This window comes from Sphingomonas sp. 179-I 2A4 NHS (assembly GCF_045369135.1).
Classification (GTDB): domain Bacteria; phylum Pseudomonadota; class Alphaproteobacteria; order Sphingomonadales; family Sphingomonadaceae; genus Sphingomonas.
Window position 1 is genome coordinate 125,051 of the sequence record NZ_JBIQFL010000008.1, and the last position, 17,041, is coordinate 142,091.

The 17,041-nt window shown below is 64.8% G+C and carries 16 protein-coding genes; 4 read left to right on the forward strand and 12 right to left on the reverse strand.

Annotation, left to right across the window (positions count from 1 at the left end):
* Positions 1-99: 99 nt before the first annotated feature.
* Both ACH0CP_RS14270 and ACH0CP_RS14275 read right to left on the reverse strand, forming a co-directional pair.
* Positions 100-2,325, reverse strand: a complete 2,226-nt coding sequence (locus ACH0CP_RS14270) for a GumC family protein (protein ID WP_406875530.1) — start codon at positions 2,323-2,325, stop codon at positions 100-102.
* A 58-nt stretch (positions 2,326-2,383) separates the two neighbouring features.
* A complete protein-coding gene (locus ACH0CP_RS14275) occupies positions 2,384-3,637 on the reverse strand; it encodes an outer membrane beta-barrel protein (RefSeq protein WP_294442372.1) in 1,254 nt (417 codons plus the stop codon).
* Between the two features lie 305 nt (positions 3,638-3,942).
* Between ACH0CP_RS14275 and ACH0CP_RS14280 the strand changes: the two genes are divergently transcribed.
* The gene (locus ACH0CP_RS14280; protein WP_294442371.1) at positions 3,943-4,503 is read left to right on the forward strand and encodes a polysaccharide biosynthesis/export family protein; all 561 of its coding nucleotides are present in this window, start codon (positions 3,943-3,945) and stop codon (positions 4,501-4,503) included.
* Positions 4,504-4,536: 33 nt separating this feature from the next.
* Here the strand turns inward: ACH0CP_RS14280 and ACH0CP_RS14285 are convergent, their stop codons facing one another.
* The gene (locus ACH0CP_RS14285) at positions 4,537-4,998 is read right to left on the reverse strand and encodes a PilZ domain-containing protein (protein ID WP_406875528.1); all 462 of its coding nucleotides are present in this window, start codon (positions 4,996-4,998) and stop codon (positions 4,537-4,539) included.
* A 467-nt stretch (positions 4,999-5,465) separates the two neighbouring features.
* On the opposite strand from ACH0CP_RS14285, the gene ACH0CP_RS14290 reads away from it, so the two are divergent.
* A complete protein-coding gene (locus ACH0CP_RS14290) occupies positions 5,466-5,645 on the forward strand; it encodes a hypothetical protein (RefSeq protein WP_294442369.1) in 180 nt (59 codons plus the stop codon).
* Positions 5,646-5,666: 21 nt separating this feature from the next.
* Here the strand turns inward: ACH0CP_RS14290 and ACH0CP_RS14295 are convergent, their stop codons facing one another.
* The 3 genes from ACH0CP_RS14295 to ACH0CP_RS14305 all read right to left on the reverse strand — a co-directional run bounded on the left by ACH0CP_RS14295 (position 5,667) and on the right by ACH0CP_RS14305 (position 8,386).
* The gene (locus tag ACH0CP_RS14295) at positions 5,667-6,344 is read right to left on the reverse strand and encodes a sugar transferase (protein WP_406875527.1); all 678 of its coding nucleotides are present in this window, start codon (positions 6,342-6,344) and stop codon (positions 5,667-5,669) included.
* Between the two features lie 239 nt (positions 6,345-6,583).
* Positions 6,584-7,081, reverse strand: coding sequence for a hypothetical protein (locus ACH0CP_RS14300; protein ID WP_294442368.1), 498 nt, complete (start codon positions 7,079-7,081; stop codon positions 6,584-6,586).
* 261 nt (positions 7,082-7,342) lie between these two features.
* A complete protein-coding gene (locus ACH0CP_RS14305) occupies positions 7,343-8,386 on the reverse strand; it encodes a polysaccharide pyruvyl transferase family protein (RefSeq protein ID WP_294442367.1) in 1,044 nt (347 codons plus the stop codon).
* A gap of 254 nt (positions 8,387-8,640) precedes the next feature.
* On the opposite strand from ACH0CP_RS14305, the gene ACH0CP_RS14310 reads away from it, so the two are divergent.
* Both ACH0CP_RS14310 and ACH0CP_RS14315 read left to right on the forward strand, forming a co-directional pair.
* A complete protein-coding gene (locus ACH0CP_RS14310) occupies positions 8,641-9,837 on the forward strand; it encodes a polysaccharide pyruvyl transferase family protein (RefSeq protein ID WP_294442366.1) in 1,197 nt (398 codons plus the stop codon).
* Positions 9,834-11,093, forward strand: coding sequence for a glycosyltransferase family 4 protein (locus ACH0CP_RS14315; protein ID WP_294442365.1), 1,260 nt, complete (start codon positions 9,834-9,836; stop codon positions 11,091-11,093). The genes ACH0CP_RS14310 and ACH0CP_RS14315 overlap by 4 nt, the downstream gene beginning before the upstream one ends.
* Positions 11,094-11,172: 79 nt before the next feature.
* Here the strand turns inward: ACH0CP_RS14315 and nhaA are convergent, their stop codons facing one another.
* The 6 genes from nhaA to rpsM all read right to left on the reverse strand — a co-directional run bounded on the left by nhaA (position 11,173) and on the right by rpsM (position 16,706).
* On the reverse strand, positions 11,173-12,366 hold the full coding sequence (gene nhaA / locus ACH0CP_RS14320; protein WP_294442364.1) for a Na+/H+ antiporter NhaA: 1,194 nt from the start codon (positions 12,364-12,366) through the stop codon (positions 11,173-11,175).
* Positions 12,367-12,419: 53 nt separating this feature from the next.
* On the reverse strand, positions 12,420-13,973 hold the full coding sequence (guaA, locus tag ACH0CP_RS14325) for a glutamine-hydrolyzing GMP synthase (protein ID WP_406875526.1): 1,554 nt from the start codon (positions 13,971-13,973) through the stop codon (positions 12,420-12,422).
* 93 nt (positions 13,974-14,066) lie between these two features.
* Positions 14,067-14,489 carry a 50S ribosomal protein L17 gene (gene rplQ, locus ACH0CP_RS14330; RefSeq protein WP_406875525.1) on the reverse strand — a complete coding sequence of 141 codons (423 nt, stop codon included), beginning with the start codon at positions 14,487-14,489 and terminating at the stop codon, positions 14,067-14,069.
* A gap of 221 nt (positions 14,490-14,710) precedes the next feature.
* Entirely contained in the window at positions 14,711-15,772 is a 1,062-nt protein-coding gene (locus tag ACH0CP_RS14335) for a DNA-directed RNA polymerase subunit alpha (RefSeq protein ID WP_406875524.1), read from the reverse strand.
* An 89-nt stretch (positions 15,773-15,861) separates the two neighbouring features.
* Positions 15,862-16,251, reverse strand: a complete 390-nt coding sequence (rpsK, locus tag ACH0CP_RS14340) for a 30S ribosomal protein S11 (protein WP_019516037.1) — start codon at positions 16,249-16,251, stop codon at positions 15,862-15,864.
* An 86-nt stretch (positions 16,252-16,337) separates the two neighbouring features.
* Positions 16,338-16,706, reverse strand: coding sequence for a 30S ribosomal protein S13 (rpsM, locus tag ACH0CP_RS14345; protein ID WP_406875523.1), 369 nt, complete (start codon positions 16,704-16,706; stop codon positions 16,338-16,340).
* Positions 16,707-17,041: the final 335 nt, after the last annotated feature.

The window sequence follows — 17,041 nt, forward strand, 5'->3', positions numbered from 1 at the left end:
GCGACACGCCGCGGCCAGCCGGGCGGGCGGCCCTCGATCACCTGGCGCGGCAAGCCCGAAGGACAAGCCTCGATCGCGCTGCGCACCATGGCGTCTGCATCAGCCATAATAGCTTTTGTACCGATCGTAATAGGAGACATCGTCGCCCAGCCCGAAGCGGCTGAGCTTCTTGAGATCGACGCGCGTGAGCACCACGCCGGTGACCGATGCGCGCTCGTGCGAGAGTTGACGGAAGGCGGCGCGCACCGCGTGATCAGGGGTGCTTCGCCAGCGCACGACGAAGATCTTGGCATCCGCCTTGTCCAGCATCAGCCGCGCATCGGCGATCGGCAGAACCGGGGCGGTATCGAGGATGATCGCATCAAACCGGGCGCGCAGTGTCGCGAGTAGGCGATCCATCTCCTCCCCGGTCAGCAGCTCTGATTGATCATGCGCATCGACCACCGGCAGCACTTCCAGCCCGGTCTGGAAATCTTTCGACAATGCCTCATCGAGCGTGTTCGCGCCGCGCAGTACCTCGATCAGGCCGGGCCGCCCTTCCCGCCCCGGCAGGCGGCGGCTGACGCCCTGCTGGCGCAGGTCGCAATCGACCAGCACGGTGCGCTCGCCGGACAAAGCGAAGGAGCGGGCGAGGCAGATCGCGGTTGCCGTCTTGCCCTCGCCGGGGAGCGCCGAGGTGATCGCGATCACCTTCGCCTCAGTACCGGCGGCAAAGCGGATCGAGGCGCGCAGCGAGCGGAAGGATTCGGCGAAGAACGATCGCGGATCGTTGACGATCAGCGAGGCCGGCGTCTCCTTTGTGCGCGTGACGCTGCCGACGCTGGGCACGAGCCCAAGATAGCGAACGTGGAGCTTCTTCGCGACGTCACCCGCGGTGGTGAGGCCGGCGAAATGAAGCTCCCGCGTGAAGGCCGCCGCGATACCGAGCGCGGTGCCGAGAACGATCGCCAGCGCCATGTTGAGCACGCGGTTGGGCGTGGTTGGCCGATCCGGCACACGCGCATTGGTGAGCACGGTGGCGGTCGGCTGCTCGGTGCCTTCGCGTGCGCTCAGTTGCTTGTAGCGGTTGAGATAGCTTTGATAGAGTTCCTGCGAGGTCTGCGCGCGCTGTTCAAGATCCTTGAGATCGACCATCGCGCGATTGTTCTGCGCCAGGGCGCCGCGCGCCTGGCCGAGCGTGCCGGTGAGCGAGGCGAGCCGCTGCTGCGACACGCGGGCGCGGGCAGCGAGGTTCGAGATGACGCGATCGATTTCCGACGCGATCTGGCGATTCACCGATTCCAGCTCGCTGCGTGCGCGGACCACATCGGGGTGGACCGCGCTGTACCGTGCCGTCAGATCCGCCAGCCGTGCGCCGATCGCTGCCTGCTGCGTGCGGAGCGATCCGATCACCGGGGAGCCGAGCGCCTCACCCACGTCATCGCCCTCCGAGCCCGAGCGAAGCTGCGCGCGTGCCGTGGCGAGCCGCGCCTGATCCTCGGCCGCCGCCGCCCGTGCGGTCGCGACCTGCTGGTTATAGGTCGAGATTTCCTGCTCGGTGAGCGACGTGCCCGTGGTGCTGAGCAGGTTGTTATCGATGCGGTAGCGCTGCACCGCCGCGGTTTCCGCTTGGGCGCGGGCGCGCAGTTGATCGAGCCGCTGTGCAATCAGCGTATTGGCGTCTCGCGTTTGCGCCTGCTGATCACCGAGATCGGCGAGCGCATATTGCCGCGCATATTCATTGGCGAGCCGCGTCGCTTCGACCGGATCCTCGGATTCCACGGCAATGTCGAGCGCATAGGTGCTGCCACTGCGGCGCACGTCGAGCCCGCGTTTCGCGTAATCGATCGCCGCCAGCCGCCGCTCCTCGCCGGTGCGCGGCCGCGCCTCCCTCCCGGACGAGCCGAACAATCGTGCGAGCATCCCCGGCCGGCTGGCTTCCGCCACGCGCACGTCCTGGCGCGCCTCGAGATTGAGCGCGTCGGCGACCTTTTCCGCCATCCCGTCCGAGCTGATCACCGCCACCTGGGTATCGACATATTGGTCGGTGGGATTGCTGGGGGGCGCGCCGCCCTCCTCGAGCGATGGCGGCGCGACGGGTGGCGTGCCCTTCAGCGCGACGCTGGCACGCGCGGTGTAGATCGGGGTCTGCCGCAGGGTGATGATCACCCCGGCGAGCAGCACCAGCATAAGCACGGCCAGGAAGGTGCCGATCCGCCGTCGGAAGATCGACCAGATGCCGCGGAGGTCGATCCGGTCCTCCGGCACCGGGGCGGCATATTCAAACGGGATCGCAAGCTGCGTTCCAGCGCGCAGTGCATCGACGGTGGCCACTGCGTTCGTCACGCTTGTTCACCTTTCACCGATGCGGCGCCTGGACCCGAAAGGAGCATGCGCGCGCGCATCACAGCTGCAGCCGCACGCCGGCGGTGATGCGGACGCGGTCATAGTCGCGACTGAGCAGCGAACTGGCGCCTCGGCGCTGCTTCGCACCAGAGATCGAGCCGACCAGCGACAGGTTGCGGTTCGCCAGATAGCGGACGCCGAACGCGCCCTCGAGGCGGCGATCGCGCCGGTCGAGACCACGATAATCGGCGATTGTATAGGTGACACCGCTGTCGAGCAGCAGGTTGCGGAGCAGTTCATAATCAGCGCTGATCGTGGCGCGATCGAGCCGGATGCCGGCTGCACCGATCAGGGCGCTGCGCTGGAACGTTCGGCCGACATCGAGATGAATGTCGGCTAGCGGCGTCGGGCCCCAGTTCAGCCGGACGCCGTAATTGATCCCGCTGATGTCGCGATACAGCGGCGACTTAAACGTCTGGCGCATGTAGCCGACGCCTGCCTCGCCATTGATAAGCGAGTTGGCGAAAGCGACCCCGCCAAGCAGCGCGTAACCGGCAGAATCGCGGTTCGGCAGGCGCGTGCTGCGAGCGTAGCGCGCATCATTGTATCGTGCCGCCGCGAACACGCCGACGGCCGGACCGACCGCCACCGCAACGCGCGCATTCGCACCCGCCTGCTCGGCATTGTTATCGCGCAGGGATACGCGCCGTCCGTCGACCTGGGTGGATCCATAGCGGAACTGGCTGACCGTGCCGCCGAGCGCGGCGGTGACCGGGCCGAAGCGCCGTTCCGCGCCTAGCGTGCTGGTGAGCTCGCGATAGGCAACGGGCGGCAGTGCACCGACCAGCGCTTCGTCCTCCGTGCCGCGGCGCTGGATGCGCCGCGCCGCGGTGAGGCTGGCGGATAGCTGAGTATCGCGATCCAATTCGATCCGGCCGGTGGCCGAAACGACCCCGCTGGTGTTGTTCTCGATCGTCTGCTGTGCGTAGCGCGTGATCGCGGCATCGGCGATCAGCGCGATATCGTAGCGCCGCGTTTCTTCCGAGCGGAGCGTGAGCCGCGGACTGAGCACCAGCGCGACATCATCGACCGGCGAGCCCGGGAGCGCATAGATGTTGCTGTCATAGCTGCCGCGGGCCTCGAGCGAGGGAAAGAGGCGGAAGCCGCCGACCGGAATGCCGATCGGGGCGTAGCCGGGTCGCGCGCGACCGGTCACCGTCTCACGTCCCGTCGGCGGCCTAGCGTCCCCCGCGGCAACCTGCGCCGCGCCGGGAGGAGAGGCAATAAGGCCGGTGATGGCAACAAGGCGCACGGCCGCGACTCCGCCTCGCCGCGATCGCCCTCGCCGGTCGTATCGCCCGTGCCGGCCAGCGCGCTCCTGTCGCCCATCCCGCGCATGCCCCAATGTTCACCCCCGACAGCCAGTCCGCCGAGCAAACCGCCCGACGATGAGGGAACATCTTAGACGGATGCGCCGATCGCGGCGCGACGACTGCGTCCGAAGTGAAGCTAAATCGAAACTGATCGCGCGCTGCGCAAGCTAACGCTGTGGTGACGATCACCCGCAGCGATCATCCGCACAGATGAGGCGCAGGCGATAACATGGAGGATGGTGGCATGTGGAAGACCGTGATCTTGCTGACTAGCTGTTGCGTTGCCCCAGCACTTGTCGCGTGCGGCCAGACTCCGCCGCCACTTACTGCCTCATCAAATAGTCGTCCAAGCGGCTACATGCTGGATTCGGGCGACAAGTTGCGGATCAACGTCTATAATGAGGAAAAGCTGAGCGGCGATTACGCGATCTCGGCGCTGGGCACCGTTGCATTCCCATTGATCGGCTCCGTCGATGCGAAGGGCCTGACGGCTGATCAAGTAGCTGCGGCAATCGCGGGTAAGCTCAAGACCTATGTCAATGAACCACGGGTCGCGGCCGAGGTGCTGAACTATCGCCCGTATTACATCCTGGGCGAGGTCAATCGGCCCGGCGAATATCCTTATGTGAACGGCATGCGGATCGAGCAGGCCATCGCCGCTGCCGGCGGGTATACGTATCGCGCGAACCAGAAGCGCGTTTTCGTGCAGCGCGGCGAGGAGGCGGAACGGACCGTCACCTTGCGGGACACGCCGATACGCGTGATGCCGGGGGACACGATCCGGGTGGGGGAACGCTATTTCTGACGCTTCGGTCCTGACGCGTTCAGGGCCGAGACCTCAGGCGAGTGCCTTTACCAGCCCGAACACTGCCGCCCAGGCGGCGGCGCCACCGATCACGAAGATTGCCAAGCGGACCATCCGCGGCCAGCGGCGCCCAGGATCGTCGACGCCCATTTCGTCTCCCGGCGTGATGCCTGACACCTCGGCACAGGTAAAAGCGGAGTCGAGTTGCGCTGCGGTGAGCGGCCAGTGAAACTCGCAGCCATGATCGTCCCCGTCGCGCCGGACGACACGGGCATTCGCCGATCCGGGACCAGCGAGACCCAAGCGGACCGATGCGCCGACGGGGATGTGGGACGACGAGGAAAAGCGAAAACCGGTGCGCGAGAGATCGTGCACGAGCACCTCGTGTGGGGCGCCGCCTTCGTCCCGCAGCGTCGAACCGCGCTCGACGCTGACCCGCGTCGCACGGTCGCTCAATTCGCGGTCCAGCAGGTCGATCGTCGCAGCAAGCGGCATAGTCTCTTTCCCTTCGCTGCTGCGACCAATACCCATCAGGCGTTAATCTCCGGTTCGCGGCAGAGCTTTTCGCTCGATATCGGATGATCCTATGACCGGGCGAAAGCGGAGATCAAGGCGAGTTGCTGAGGAAACGATGATTATGAGCTAGGTCTCTCCGATGCTGGAGTGTTCTGGCGGATCTTGACCGCTGCCGAGACTTGTAGAGATCGAGGACGTCCCCCACCCGAATTTGAAGTACAATTTTCGTGGATGGGTGAGGAATATACGGTTTTGCGCCCGACTCTTCAGCCACCTTTTTTACACAAAATACGTGAAAAAGTTCGGGCGACGCGCTTGCGATTATCGAACAGACGTCACGTAGAAGAGATGACCACGCGCTATCCTCTCACTGCACCTCACCGAGTCGGAACAGAGCAAATGCGGCGACGTTTCTGTTAGCCGAGAACAATAAGAGAGGATGGCTGATGCGCACCTTGGCCGCAGGCGCTGTGCGTCGCAATGCACGTGTCGAGCGCCGCGAAAGTGGCGCTCAGTTGAAGCTGCATCCCAAGCCCCGCTCCGACCTGCATCTTTCCGCGATGATCAACGCAGCGGGCCTGTCCGCGCTGCTGTGGGCCGGCCTGTATCATCTCATCCTGGGCTGAGAGGGTTGGATTGAAAGCGCCTCAGTAGGACCCACGCGCGAAAACGACACTCGGGATGGTCAGAGCCAGGATCTTGGCATCCATCAGGGCGGAGCGGGAGCGGCTGTAGGCGACATCAAAGGCGACTCGACGGCGGTATGAGACGTCGTTCCGCCCGCTGATCTGCCACAGACCGGTGATCCCTGGGCGCACGCTACAATAGTGGCTGAAGTAGCGACCGTAGCGATCGACCTCCGCATCCACGATCGGGCGGGGGCCGACCAAGCCCATTTCGCCGCGCAACACGTTAAACAGCTGGGGCAGCTCGTCGAGGCTGCTCTTGCGCAGGAAGCTCCCGACAGTGGTGATCCGCGGATCGCGCTTCAGCTTATGGTCCCTCGACCACTCCGCGCGGGCCGCCGGATCGTTCGCCAACAGCTCCGCCAGGCGCGCCTCGGCGTCCACCGCCATGCTGCGGAACTTGAGGCAGCGGAAATGGCGCCCCCCTTTCCCGACGCGCCGGTGTGCGAAGAGCACAGGGCCCGGATCGCTGGCATAGATGAGCAGCGCGATGATCAGCATCAGCGGAAGGAAGAAGACGAGCGCGATGAGCGCCGCCACTACATCCATCGCACGCGTAACGACGCTATCAAAATGTGGTGCAGCGGAGCCGCGGCCCTGCGCGGCAGCGGCCGATGCCCCTGTAGCAGTCAGATACATCACGGCTCCCCAATCCCGCGAGGCGCTGCCGCCGCGAGTCACTGTTGTGTTGCTGCTGGTATAATCAGGTTATTGTGTTGGACGGCCGGGCGTTGATCAATGTCCGTGCCTGCGAGTTCCGTTCACATCGGAAGCATTTCTCTGACGCGCAAGTCTTTCATAAGCCCGGATACAATCAAGAAGACCGGCCGAACTCTTGCTCGACCGGCCTTCCCGCGACCTTATCCATGGCAGGTGCGTTAAACCTGCGCCGCCTGTGCCGCTGTCACCAGCGCGTACAACTCGTCGTAGGTATAGGTGATCGAGGTGTAATTGATGCCAGTCGCTCGATCGACGTTGCGAAACGTGAACTGTTCCGCATCATAGAAGGTTATTGCATCACCCTTGCCGTCGGCGTCGGCAAGATATTGGATCTTGATCCCTCCATCCGAACGGGTGGTGAAGACGAAGTCCTCGACGCGGTAGTTGAGAAATACCCGGTCGAAGCCAGTACCCATCTTGACGACGCCGTTCAGATCGACATTCGGAGTGTTCGGCCCGAAGACGAATACGTCGTCACCGCCACCCAGGTTGATGACCTTGTCCTTGTCCTGCATGAGGTCATTCAGCGTCGCCCGCTCTGCAGCATCGGAGCCGGCGACTTTGCCGGTGCTTTGTCCGGTAACCGTCGCATAGCCCGTGGGCGTCGGGTCATTATCCGTCGTGGTTGGAGTGGTCACATCAAGTGAAACTGCCATCGATACTCTCCCGGTTAGGTGACCAGAAGAACGGCCCTATCGCCGCCCATAGTTCCTCCGGATCACCGGCACGCATTATCATCGTGATTGGGAGTATCCGACCCCCTTCTTACGAGATCCTCGTCCGCTACGGATAGATACACAATTTATGCATCTTGCCCCTGCCTCACTCTTGCTTCTTTAGCTTTGTTGCGGTGAAATACCTAATGCCGCTTATTTTGTACGGAATTGCACCGATAACTGCCCGATGTCACGCGACATTCATGCGAAATTGGCGGCTGCTAAAGTCGACATGTCCGAGAGATGACCGCGTCGGCACGCGGCGTCGAAGTTCAGGGCGCTTTCGACCGCCTTCGCGATGTATGATCCGGCATCCCCGGCGAGCAGCGGAAGACCGAAACGCTCGGCAATGAATTGCGTCTTGGCGTTGCCATCGTCCAGGACCACGACTGCGCAGCCGGACAGCAACGCGAAGATGATCGCGTGAAGACGATTGGTCACCACCAATGAGGCATGCCGATACTCGCTGAGCAGAGCGTCAAGATCATAGCTCGCGCTGATCCTCGCGCTTTCAAGCCTGGAGGCGCTTATCAGCTGTTCGGCGGCATCCCGATCCATTCCCGGTCGCGGATCGTGGCACGCGAACAGCAATTGATCAGCCGGCCGCTGCGCGCGTGCGGCGTTTACAATGTCAGTGATCGACGCCGCGGTGGTGGCCCGATCCTCACTGCGATCGATACAAGGTGCGATGATGATCCGATCGCGCGCCTGCGGCTCGCTCCCGGCGCGCTGGTTAAGGCGGCCGGGCATGAATGCCGCGTCTGCCGTCTGCCGCACTCGTTCTTTGCCGACCAATGCGATGGCGTTCGCGGCAGAGGCGGAGTCGCGCACGCGCACCTCCTCCGCCAGACGCAGCAGGGCACGCCAGATGGTCCGGCGGCGCGGGTCGCGGAGCGCGCTGACGCCGAGGCCCCGCGTCGTCACCCGCCCGCCCCGCGCCCGTGCGGCGCGCGCGCCGGCATATTGCGCGATCAGGCTGGCGAGCGAAACGTTGTCGCGGACGAGTTGGCCACCGCCAATCACCACGTCGCACGTCGAGGCGAGCCGAATGAAGGAGAGGATGCCGCGCCCGTCGACCAGCCGGCCGCCGGCAGCGTTCACCTGGCGCACGATTTCCGGGGGCAGCGGGTTCCAGCGGCGGACGTACGCGACCGATCCGGACGGCAGATGCTCGAGGTTTTGCAGCAACAGTGCAAGGTCGCCAAGATTACATAAATCCCCGCAGTAGAACATCACCGGTCGCATCGCTGCTCTTTCTCCGATCCCGCGTATCGATGCCGCGCCATGACCTTGAGCGAGGCGCACGCCTGCTCCACGCGCCGAAGTTCAATCCATCGATCAACTCCTTCTCAAGCATGGAAATTGGTGCAGCCGGGATCTTGTAAATCCGGGATGGTGCAATCTGGCCATTATCCGTGCGCTCGCTGCGATAGACAGGCGGTCAGCATCCACCGGTCGGCGCCTGGGGGGCGCAGAGGCGAACGCAACCGGAGTCGCGCGTGAAGGTCGCTATCCTCAACGTGAAATACAGCCCGAACCTGGGCGACGGACTGCTGGCGGAATGTCTCGAGTGCGAGCTTCGGCGTCATCACCCCTGCATCGAGCTGATCCCGATCGATCTGGCCGGCCGCACCAAGTACGATCGCCATGGCCGCCATCGTGCGGCAGCGATGCGCACGCTGGAATGGCTACCCCAGCCGCTGCGTCGCGCCGCGGCGCTGACGGTGCTGAGCATGCTGTCGCGCGCCAAGCTGCGCCCGGCGTTCAGGATGGCGCTGACTTCATGCAACGCTGCCGTCATCGGTGGGGGCAATTTGTTTGCCGACGACGATCTCAACTTCCCGGTGAAGATCGCCTCGGGACTCGCAGAGGCTCGGAAGCGCGCACTGCCGGTCGCCGTCCATGCGGTGGGCGTGGCCGACAACTGGAGTTCGACCGGCCAGCGCCTGTTTACGCGTGCGTTGGGGGAAGCACGGATCGCGGCGATCGCGGTGCGTGATGAGCGGTCGCAGGAGATTTGGAACCGGCGGCTCGGCGAACGTGGCATCCGTCCGGCTGACATCGCGCGTGATCCGGGACTGCTTGCCGCACGCTGCTACACATTGCCGGAAAACAGGGCGTCTCGGCGCCGCGTCGCGCTGTGCATCACCAACCCGCTGGCGGTTCGTTACCACGGCGGCGCGGCCGGCGGGGATGAAGCGCTTGGTGCCTGGTATGGCGCGACGATCGCGGCACTCGCAACGGACGGCTGGGAGGTGGCGCTGTTCACCAACGGCAGCCCCGAGGACCGCGCCTATCTGGATCGCCAACAAGGATCATGGAGCAAGCTTGCCGCCCCGGGGATTGTCCGCGCGGTGCCAGCGTTCGCACGGCCGGCCGATCTTGTGGCCGAGCTATCGCAAGCGACCGTGGTGATCGCGCACCGCATGCATGCGTGCATCGCAGCCTATTCCTGCAAGGTGCCGCCGATCGGCCTGAGGTGGGATCCGAAGCTCGACAGCTTCTTCGCGCTCTCGGATCGAAGCGACTTCATGGTGGATACCGCCGGCGTCGATGCGGCGGTGATGGTCGCATTGGTCAACCTGGCGGCGGCGGAGGGGATCGAACCTGTCCGCCACGAACGGCTGCTCGACGAGGCAAGCGTCAGCATCGCCGAGCTGGGGCGCACGCTTCGTCTGGCGGTGGCGGCGGCATGATCGATCGGATCGTGATCCTGAACGACATCGCACAGCCGATGGGCGGTGCGACTGCGCTGGCATTGCTTTCCGCACAGCTGTTCCGCGCGCGCGACATGCCCGTCACCTTCATCTGCGGCGATGATGGACGGAACGACGCACTGGTCGGCGCGGGGGTCGAGGTGGTCGCTCTGGGGCAGAAGCGGCTGGAAGCGGCTGGTAAGGCGACGGCGATGATCGGCGGGCTGTACAATGCTGCGGCGGAGGCAATGATCGGGCGCTGGATCGCCACGAACGATACGCCGCGCACCGTCTATCACCTTCACGGCTGGGCGCAGATCCTGTCGCCAAGCGTCTTCAAAGCACTTCGCCCGGTGGAGGATCGGCTGGTGCTTTCGGCGCACGACTTCTTCCTCACCTGCCCCAATGGCAGCCAGGCATTTCTGAAGAGCGGGAGGATCTGCCCGCTGACGCCGATGAGCACGGCCTGTGTCACGGCGAATTGCGACCGGCGGCATTATGCGCACAAATTGTGGCGGGTCGCGCGGCAGGCTGTCCAGCGGCGTTATTATCAGCCGCGCCAGTCACCCCCGGTGCTGGCGATTCACGAGGCGATGCGCCCCTTCCTGATGCGTGCGGGCATCGGAACCGAGCGCATCCACACCCTCCCCAATCCGGTGACGGCGTGGACGCAGACGCGGATCGCGGCGGAGGACAATGATGAGGTGCTGTTCGTCGGGCGGCTGGAGGCAACGAAGGGGCCCGACCTCGCCGTGCGCGCGTGCCGGGCGGCGGGCGTGAAGCTGCGGATGATCGGCGATGGCGTAATGCGCGAGCAACTGGCGCGGGAATATCCCGAGGTAAGCTTCATGGGGCGACGGGGGCCTGAAGAAATCGCGAGGATTGCACGCGGGGCGCGGCTGCTGGTGATGCCGAGCCGTTATCCCGAGCCGTTCGGGTTGGTGGCAGTCGAGGCGCTATGGAGCGGACTGCCGGTCATCGCCAATGATACCGCCTTTCTGGCGGGCGATATCGTGCGCGCAGGCGCCGGGTTGGCGGTGGCGCCGCGCGACACCGGCGCCTTTGCGGCGGCGATACGGACGCTGTTCGATGATGACGTTCGCTGCTGGACAGCGAGCGTGGCGGGGTATCAGCGAATGCCGGACGTGGCGCTGTCGCCGGAGTCCTGGGCCGAGCGGCTGATCGGCGCGTATCGCGCTCGGCTGAGACCTGAGCTTGAGGGGGGGCGCGGAGGGCGACTGGTTGGTGCCGTCTGAAAACCGGCGCCGATGCGCAAGCGGGATTCCGGCTCGAGGCCGGAGTGACGGTCAGGCCTCTCGGATTTTCCGCGCCGGATCAGGCGGCGGGGTACTGCTCGCGGCGAGCGATGCGGAGTACGATCCACCCGGCGAGACCCGCGACAAGCGATCCGACGAGGATCCCGATCTTCACCTCTTCCTGCAGCAGCGGATCATCGGCGAAGGCGAGCAGGCCGATGAACAGGCTCATGGTGAAGCCGATGCCGCACAGGAGCGATACGCCGAGCAACTGGAAGCCGCTGGCGCCCGCCGGCATGTCCGCGACGCCCGCCTTGATCAGCAGCGACGCGCTGCCGAACACGCCGACCAGCTTCCCGACCAGCAAGCCAAGCGCGACGCCGAGCGTCAGGTGATCGGTCAGCACCGCAGGCGAAACCCCTGCGAAGGAAACGCCGGCATTGGCGAAGCCGAAGATGGGGACGATCAGAAAGGTGACCCAGCCATGCAGGTGATGCTCCAGCCGGTGGAGCGGCGAATGGTCCATCTCGTCCGGCCGGCCGAGAACGCGGCGCAGCGGGATGGTGAGCGCAAGCACGACGCCGGCGATGGTGGCGTGAACACCGGAGCGAAGCACCAGATACCAAAGCAGAACGCCGAGGATCAGGTAGGGCGTCAGGCGAAGCACGCCGAAGCGGTTGAGCCCGATCAGTACGGCCGTGACGAGGCCGGCGCCGGCGAGATGGCCGACGGACAGATCGCCGGAATAGAACAGTGCGATGATCACCACGGCGCCGAGATCGTCGATGATCGCCAGCGCCGTCAGGAACACCTTGAGCGAGGTCGGCACACGATCGCCGAGCAGCGAGAGCACGCCGAGTGCGAAGGCGATGTCGGTCGCCGAGGGGATCGCCCAGCCACGCGCCGTTTCCGCATTGTCGATATTGAAGCCGAGGAAGATGAGCGCTGGCACCACCATGCCGCCGATCGCCGCGGCACCCGGGAGGAGGCGCCTGCTCCAGCTGGAAAGCTGGCCGTCGAGCACCTCCCGCTTGATCTCCAGCCCGACGAGCAGGAAGAACAGCGCCATCAGCCCATCGTTGATCCAGTGCGTGACACTGAGCGGACCGAGATACGCGTGCAGCGCGCCGAAATAGAGCGGTGCGGCAGGCGAATTGGCGACCAGCAGCGCCAGCGCGGCGGCACCCATCAATACCAGTCCGCCCGACGCCGAATTGTCGAGAAAGGCCCGCAGCATGGAAACCGGGCGTCCAGCAGGTCGCGTCGTGCTCATGTCAGAAGCTCCCTCGTTTCAACTGGACGATGGCTGCAGGACCATCGCAACGCTTACTCCCACTCGATGGTGCCCGGCGGCTTCGACGTATAATCGTAGGTGACCCGGTTGATGCCGCGCACCTCGTTGATGATCCGCGTGGTGACGCGGGAAAGGAAGCCGCCCGGGAATTCGAACGCCTGCGCCGTCATGCCGTCGGTGGAGGTGACGGCACGCAGCGCCAGCACGCTGTCATAGGTGCGGCCATCGCCCATCACGCCGACGGAGCGGACCGGCAGCAGCACCGCGAAAGCCTGCCAGATCGCATCGTAGAGCCCGGCGTTGCGAATCTCCTCCAGGTAGATCGCGTCTGCCTTGCGCAGGATGTCGCAGCGCTCCTTGGTGACTTCGCCCGGGATGCGGATCGCGAGGCCCGGCCCAGGGAACGGGTGGCGACCGACGAACACGTCCGGCAAGCCAAGCTCCCGGCCGAGATCGCGCACCTCGTCCTTGAACAATTCCCGCAGCGGCTCGACGAGCTTCATGTTCATGCGCTCGGGAAGGCCACCGACATTGTGGTGGCTCTTGATCGTCACCGACGGCCCGCCGGTGAAGCTGACGCTTTCGATGACGTCCGGGTAAAGCGTGCCCTGCGCGAGGAACTCGGCCCCGCCGATCTTCTTCGCCTCGGCCTCGAACACCTCGATGAAGGTCTTGCCGATGAACTTGCGCTTGGCCTCGGGATCCGTGACACCGGCGAGGCCGTTCATGAACAAAGCCTCGGCGTTCACATGGACCAGCGGAATATTGTAATGGCCGCGGAACAGGCTGACGACCTGATCGGCTTCGCCTGCGCGCATGAGGCCGTGGTCGACGAACACGCACGTCAGCTGATCACCGATCGCCTCGTGGATCAGCACTGCGGCAACCGCCGAATCGACGCCGCCCGAAAGTCCGCAGATCACCCGGCCCTTGCCGACCTGCTCGCGGATCTCCGCGATCTTGGTTTCGCGGAACTCGGCCATCGTCCAGTCGCCGGCGAGACCGCAGACGTGGCGCGCGAAGTTCTTGATCAGCCGTCCGCCGTCGGGGGTGTGCGCGACCTCCGGGTGGAACTGCATGCCGTAGAAACGGCGGCTCTCGTCCGCGGTGATGGCGAACGGGGCACCGGGCGACGTGGCGACCGGGACGAAGCCGGGGGCAAGCTCGGCAACGTGATCGCCGTGGCTCATCCACACCTGATGCCGCTCGCCTTCGCGCCACAGGCCGTCGAACAGCCCGCAGCCCGTCTCCACCTCGACGAAGGCTTCGCCGAACTCGCCCGAATAACCCTTCTCGACTCGCCCGCCGAGCTGGGTGTTCATCACCTGCTGGCCGTAACAGATGCCCAGCACCGGAACGCCGCTTTCGAACACGATCTGCGGGGCGCGCGGGCTGCCGTCATCGACGACGGAGGCGGGACCGCCCGACAGGATGACGCCCTTGGGCTTCAACCGCTCGAACGCTTCGGCGGCGGACTGGAAGGGCGCGATCTCGCTGTAGACGCCGGCCTCGCGCACGCGGCGTGCGATCAGCTGGGTCACCTGGCTGCCGAAATCGACGATCAAGATGCTGTCGGGGTGTTCCATCGCGCGCCTGTAGCGACAGACGCCGGACAAATGAAGAGGCCGCGCTCCCGGTGGGGAACGCGGCCTCTCGTGGATCTTAACGTTCGTGCCGGATCAGGCAGCGACGTCGAAGTCCTCGTCGGTCATCACCGGGCCCGAATCCTGGCCCTTCGCCGAGACGTCGCGATCGACGAACTCGATGATCGCCATCGGCGACGCGTCCGACGCGCGGATGCCGGCCTTGATGACGCGGGTGTAACCGCCGTTACGGCCGGCATAGCGCGGCGCCAGCACGTCGAACAACTTCACCAGCTGCGCATCGTCAAGCAGACGGGCGTGCGCGAGACGACGGTTCGACAGGCCGCCCTTCTTGCCCAGCGTGATCAGCTTTTCGATGTACGGGCGAAGTTCCTTCGCCTTGGCAAGCGTGGTGGTGATCTGCTCGTGCTTGATCAGCGCGGCCGACATGTTGCGGAACAGCGCGGCGCGATGTGCCGAGGTACGCTGAAGCTTACGACCGCCTACACGGTGACGCATGGTATGTCCTTCTCGTTCGTTCGGGGGCCGTATGAGGTACCCCGGACCAGGTGGGACGTGTGGGCCACCCTGTGTACGTCACCCCGGCATTGTGCCGGGGCCCCGGAAACTTTTCGCCGGTCCGACGTGGCGAAGCCACGTCGTCGGTCGGGATCGGCGTTGCCGACCCGCCGGCCGGGCCTGTCCTGTCTCCGGCGCAGCCATGCTGCGCCGGTGCAGGATCAGCCCATGATTTCCTGCTCGAGTTTCTTGGCCATCTCTTCGATGTTCTCAGGCGGCCAGCCCGGGATTTCCATGCCAAGACGCAGGCCCATCGAGGACAACACTTCCTTGATCTCGTTCAAGGACTTGCGGCCGAAGTTCGGGGTGCGCAGCATTTCCGCCTCGGTCTTGCCGACGAGATCACCGATATAGATGATGTTGTCGTTCTTAAGGCAGTTGGCCGAGCGGACCGACAGTTCGAGCTCGTCGACCTTCTTGAGCAGGTAACGGTTGATCTGCTGCGTGTCGCTGGCGACTTCGCCAGCCGGCGTCGGAGCGGCAATGCCGACCGGTGCCGAACGCGAAACCGCCGAATCGTCGAAGTGGACGAAGAGCGACAGCTGGTCCTGAAGGATGCGACCGGCGTAACCGAGCGCGTCTTCCGGGGTGACGGTGCCGTCGGTCTCGACGGTCAGCGTCAGCTTGTCGTAGTCCAGATCCTGACCGACGCGGGTCGGGTCGACCTTGTAGCTGACCTGACGTACCGGCGAGTACAGCGCATCGACCGGGATGAGGCCGATCGGCGCGTCGGCCGGGCGGTTCACGGTGGCCGGGACGTAGCCCTTACCGGTGTCGGCGGTCAGCTCCATGTTGAGCGTCGCGCCTTCGTCGAGGTGGCAGATCACTAGTTCGGGGTTCATCACCTCGATGTCACCCGAGACGGCGATGTCGCCAGCCTTCACTTCAGCCGGGCCGGTCGCGGAAAGCTGCAGACGCTTCGGGCCTTCGCCCTGCATCTTGAGCGCGATCTGCTTCACGTTGAGGACGATGTCGGTCACGTCCTCACGAACACCTGCGAGGCTCGAGAATTCGTGCAGCACGTTCTCGATCTTGATCGAGGTGACGGCGGCGCCCTGCAGGCTCGACAGCAGCACGCGGCGCAGCGCGTTGCCGAGGGTCAGACCGAAACCGCGCTCCAGCGGCTCGGCGACGAAGGTCGACTTGCGCTTGCCGTCGCCGCCCTTCTTCTCGAGCGCGTTGGGCTTCTTAAGTTCCTGCCAGTTCTTTGCGTTGACGGACAAGGCTCGTGTCCCCTGATGTTGGGCCGGACAGGGGCACGTCCGGCCGGGAGTAAAAAGCGCACCGGCTCGTCAGCCGGGCGCCGGAAGCATCAGACGCGGCGGCGCTTCGACGGACGCACACCGTTGTGCGGGATCGAGGTCACGTCACGGATCGACGTGATCTGAAAACCGACCGCCTGCAGCGCGCGAAGCGCCGACTCGCGGCCCGAACCCGGACCCTTCACCTCAACCTCGAGCGTACGCACGCCGTGCTCGGCGGCCTTCTTGCCCGCGTCCTCGGCTGCGACCTGGGCAGCATAAGGGGTCGACTTACGCGAGCCCTTGAAGCCCATCATGCCGGCCGACGACCAGCTGATGGCATTGCCCTGCGCGTCGGTGATGGTGATCATGGTGTTGTTGAAGCTGGCGTTGACGTGCGCCACGCCGGCGGTGATGTTCTTGCGCTCGCGACGGCGAATACGCTGCGGTGCCTGTGCCATTTGGTAATCCTGACCTTTGTTTCAAGCGGAGGCCGGGAGGCAACGTGCCTGCAACCAGCCCCTCGACCGAAGAAGAAGCGCGAAGCTTACTTCTTCTTGCCTGCGATCGGCTTCGCCTTGCCCTTGCGGGTGCGCGCATTGGTGTGCGTGCGCTGGCCGCGGACCGGCAGGCCCTTGCGGTGGCGCAGGCCACGGTAGCAGGCGAGATCCATCAGGCGCTTGATGTTCATCGCGGTCTGACGACGAAGATCGCCTTCCACGGTGTAGCCGGCGTCGATCGCCTCGCGGATCTGGAGCACTTCCTGATCGGTCAGGTCCTGCACCCGGCGCTCCGGAGCGATTTCCAGCTTCTCGGTGATTTCCTTGGCCTTGGCCGGACCGATGCCGTGAATGTACTGAAGCGCGATCAGAACGCGCTTGTTGGTCGGGATGTTAACACCCGCGATACGTGCCATGAACTTCTATCTCCTCGTGCTCCACAGGGTGCGGCATGGTACACGCACCCCATCTCGTCGCATGACGCTCCACCACGCAGGAAAACGGCAAGCGTTTGACAACGCTGCCGGTGACCGGGGTGTTGGAAGGGGGCTCAACTAGGCGCGGGCGAACGCAGTGTCAAGCGATCGGTTCCCGCAGCAACGGATTGATCGCAGCGTGGCGGCGACCAAATATTCGCCGCCCTGACACTCGCCAGGGCGGCAGCAAGCAATCAGCCCACATTTCCCAAGTAAGGCGCTGATTTCGCTGTCCTGACCATTATATTTCCTATATAAAACATGGTATTGAAGGC

Coding starts and splice junctions, on each gene's coding strand:
- ACH0CP_RS14280 (WP_294442371.1), top strand. CDS start 3,943: ATGTGGAAGACCGTGATCTTGCTGACTAGCTGTTGCGTTGCCCCAGCA.
- ACH0CP_RS14285 (WP_406875528.1), bottom strand. CDS start 4,998: ATGCCGCTTGCTGCGACGATCGACCTGCTGGACCGCGAATTGAGCGAC.
- ACH0CP_RS14290 (WP_294442369.1), top strand. CDS start 5,466: ATGCGCACCTTGGCCGCAGGCGCTGTGCGTCGCAATGCACGTGTCGAG.
- ACH0CP_RS14295 (WP_406875527.1), bottom strand. CDS start 6,344: ATGTATCTGACTGCTACAGGGGCATCGGCCGCTGCCGCGCAGGGCCGC.
- ACH0CP_RS14300 (WP_294442368.1), bottom strand. CDS start 7,081: ATGGCAGTTTCACTTGATGTGACCACTCCAACCACGACGGATAATGAC.
- ACH0CP_RS14305 (WP_294442367.1), bottom strand. CDS start 8,386: ATGCGACCGGTGATGTTCTACTGCGGGGATTTATGTAATCTTGGCGAC.
- ACH0CP_RS14315 (WP_294442365.1), top strand. CDS start 9,834: ATGATCGATCGGATCGTGATCCTGAACGACATCGCACAGCCGATGGGC.
- nhaA (WP_294442364.1), bottom strand. CDS start 12,366: ATGAGCACGACGCGACCTGCTGGACGCCCGGTTTCCATGCTGCGGGCC.
- guaA (WP_406875526.1), bottom strand. CDS start 13,973: ATGGAACACCCCGACAGCATCTTGATCGTCGATTTCGGCAGCCAGGTG.
- rplQ (WP_406875525.1), bottom strand. CDS start 14,489: ATGCGTCACCGTGTAGGCGGTCGTAAGCTTCAGCGTACCTCGGCACAT.
- rpsK (WP_019516037.1), bottom strand. CDS start 16,251: ATGGCACAGGCACCGCAGCGTATTCGCCGTCGCGAGCGCAAGAACATC.
- rpsM (WP_406875523.1), bottom strand. CDS start 16,706: ATGGCACGTATCGCGGGTGTTAACATCCCGACCAACAAGCGCGTTCTG.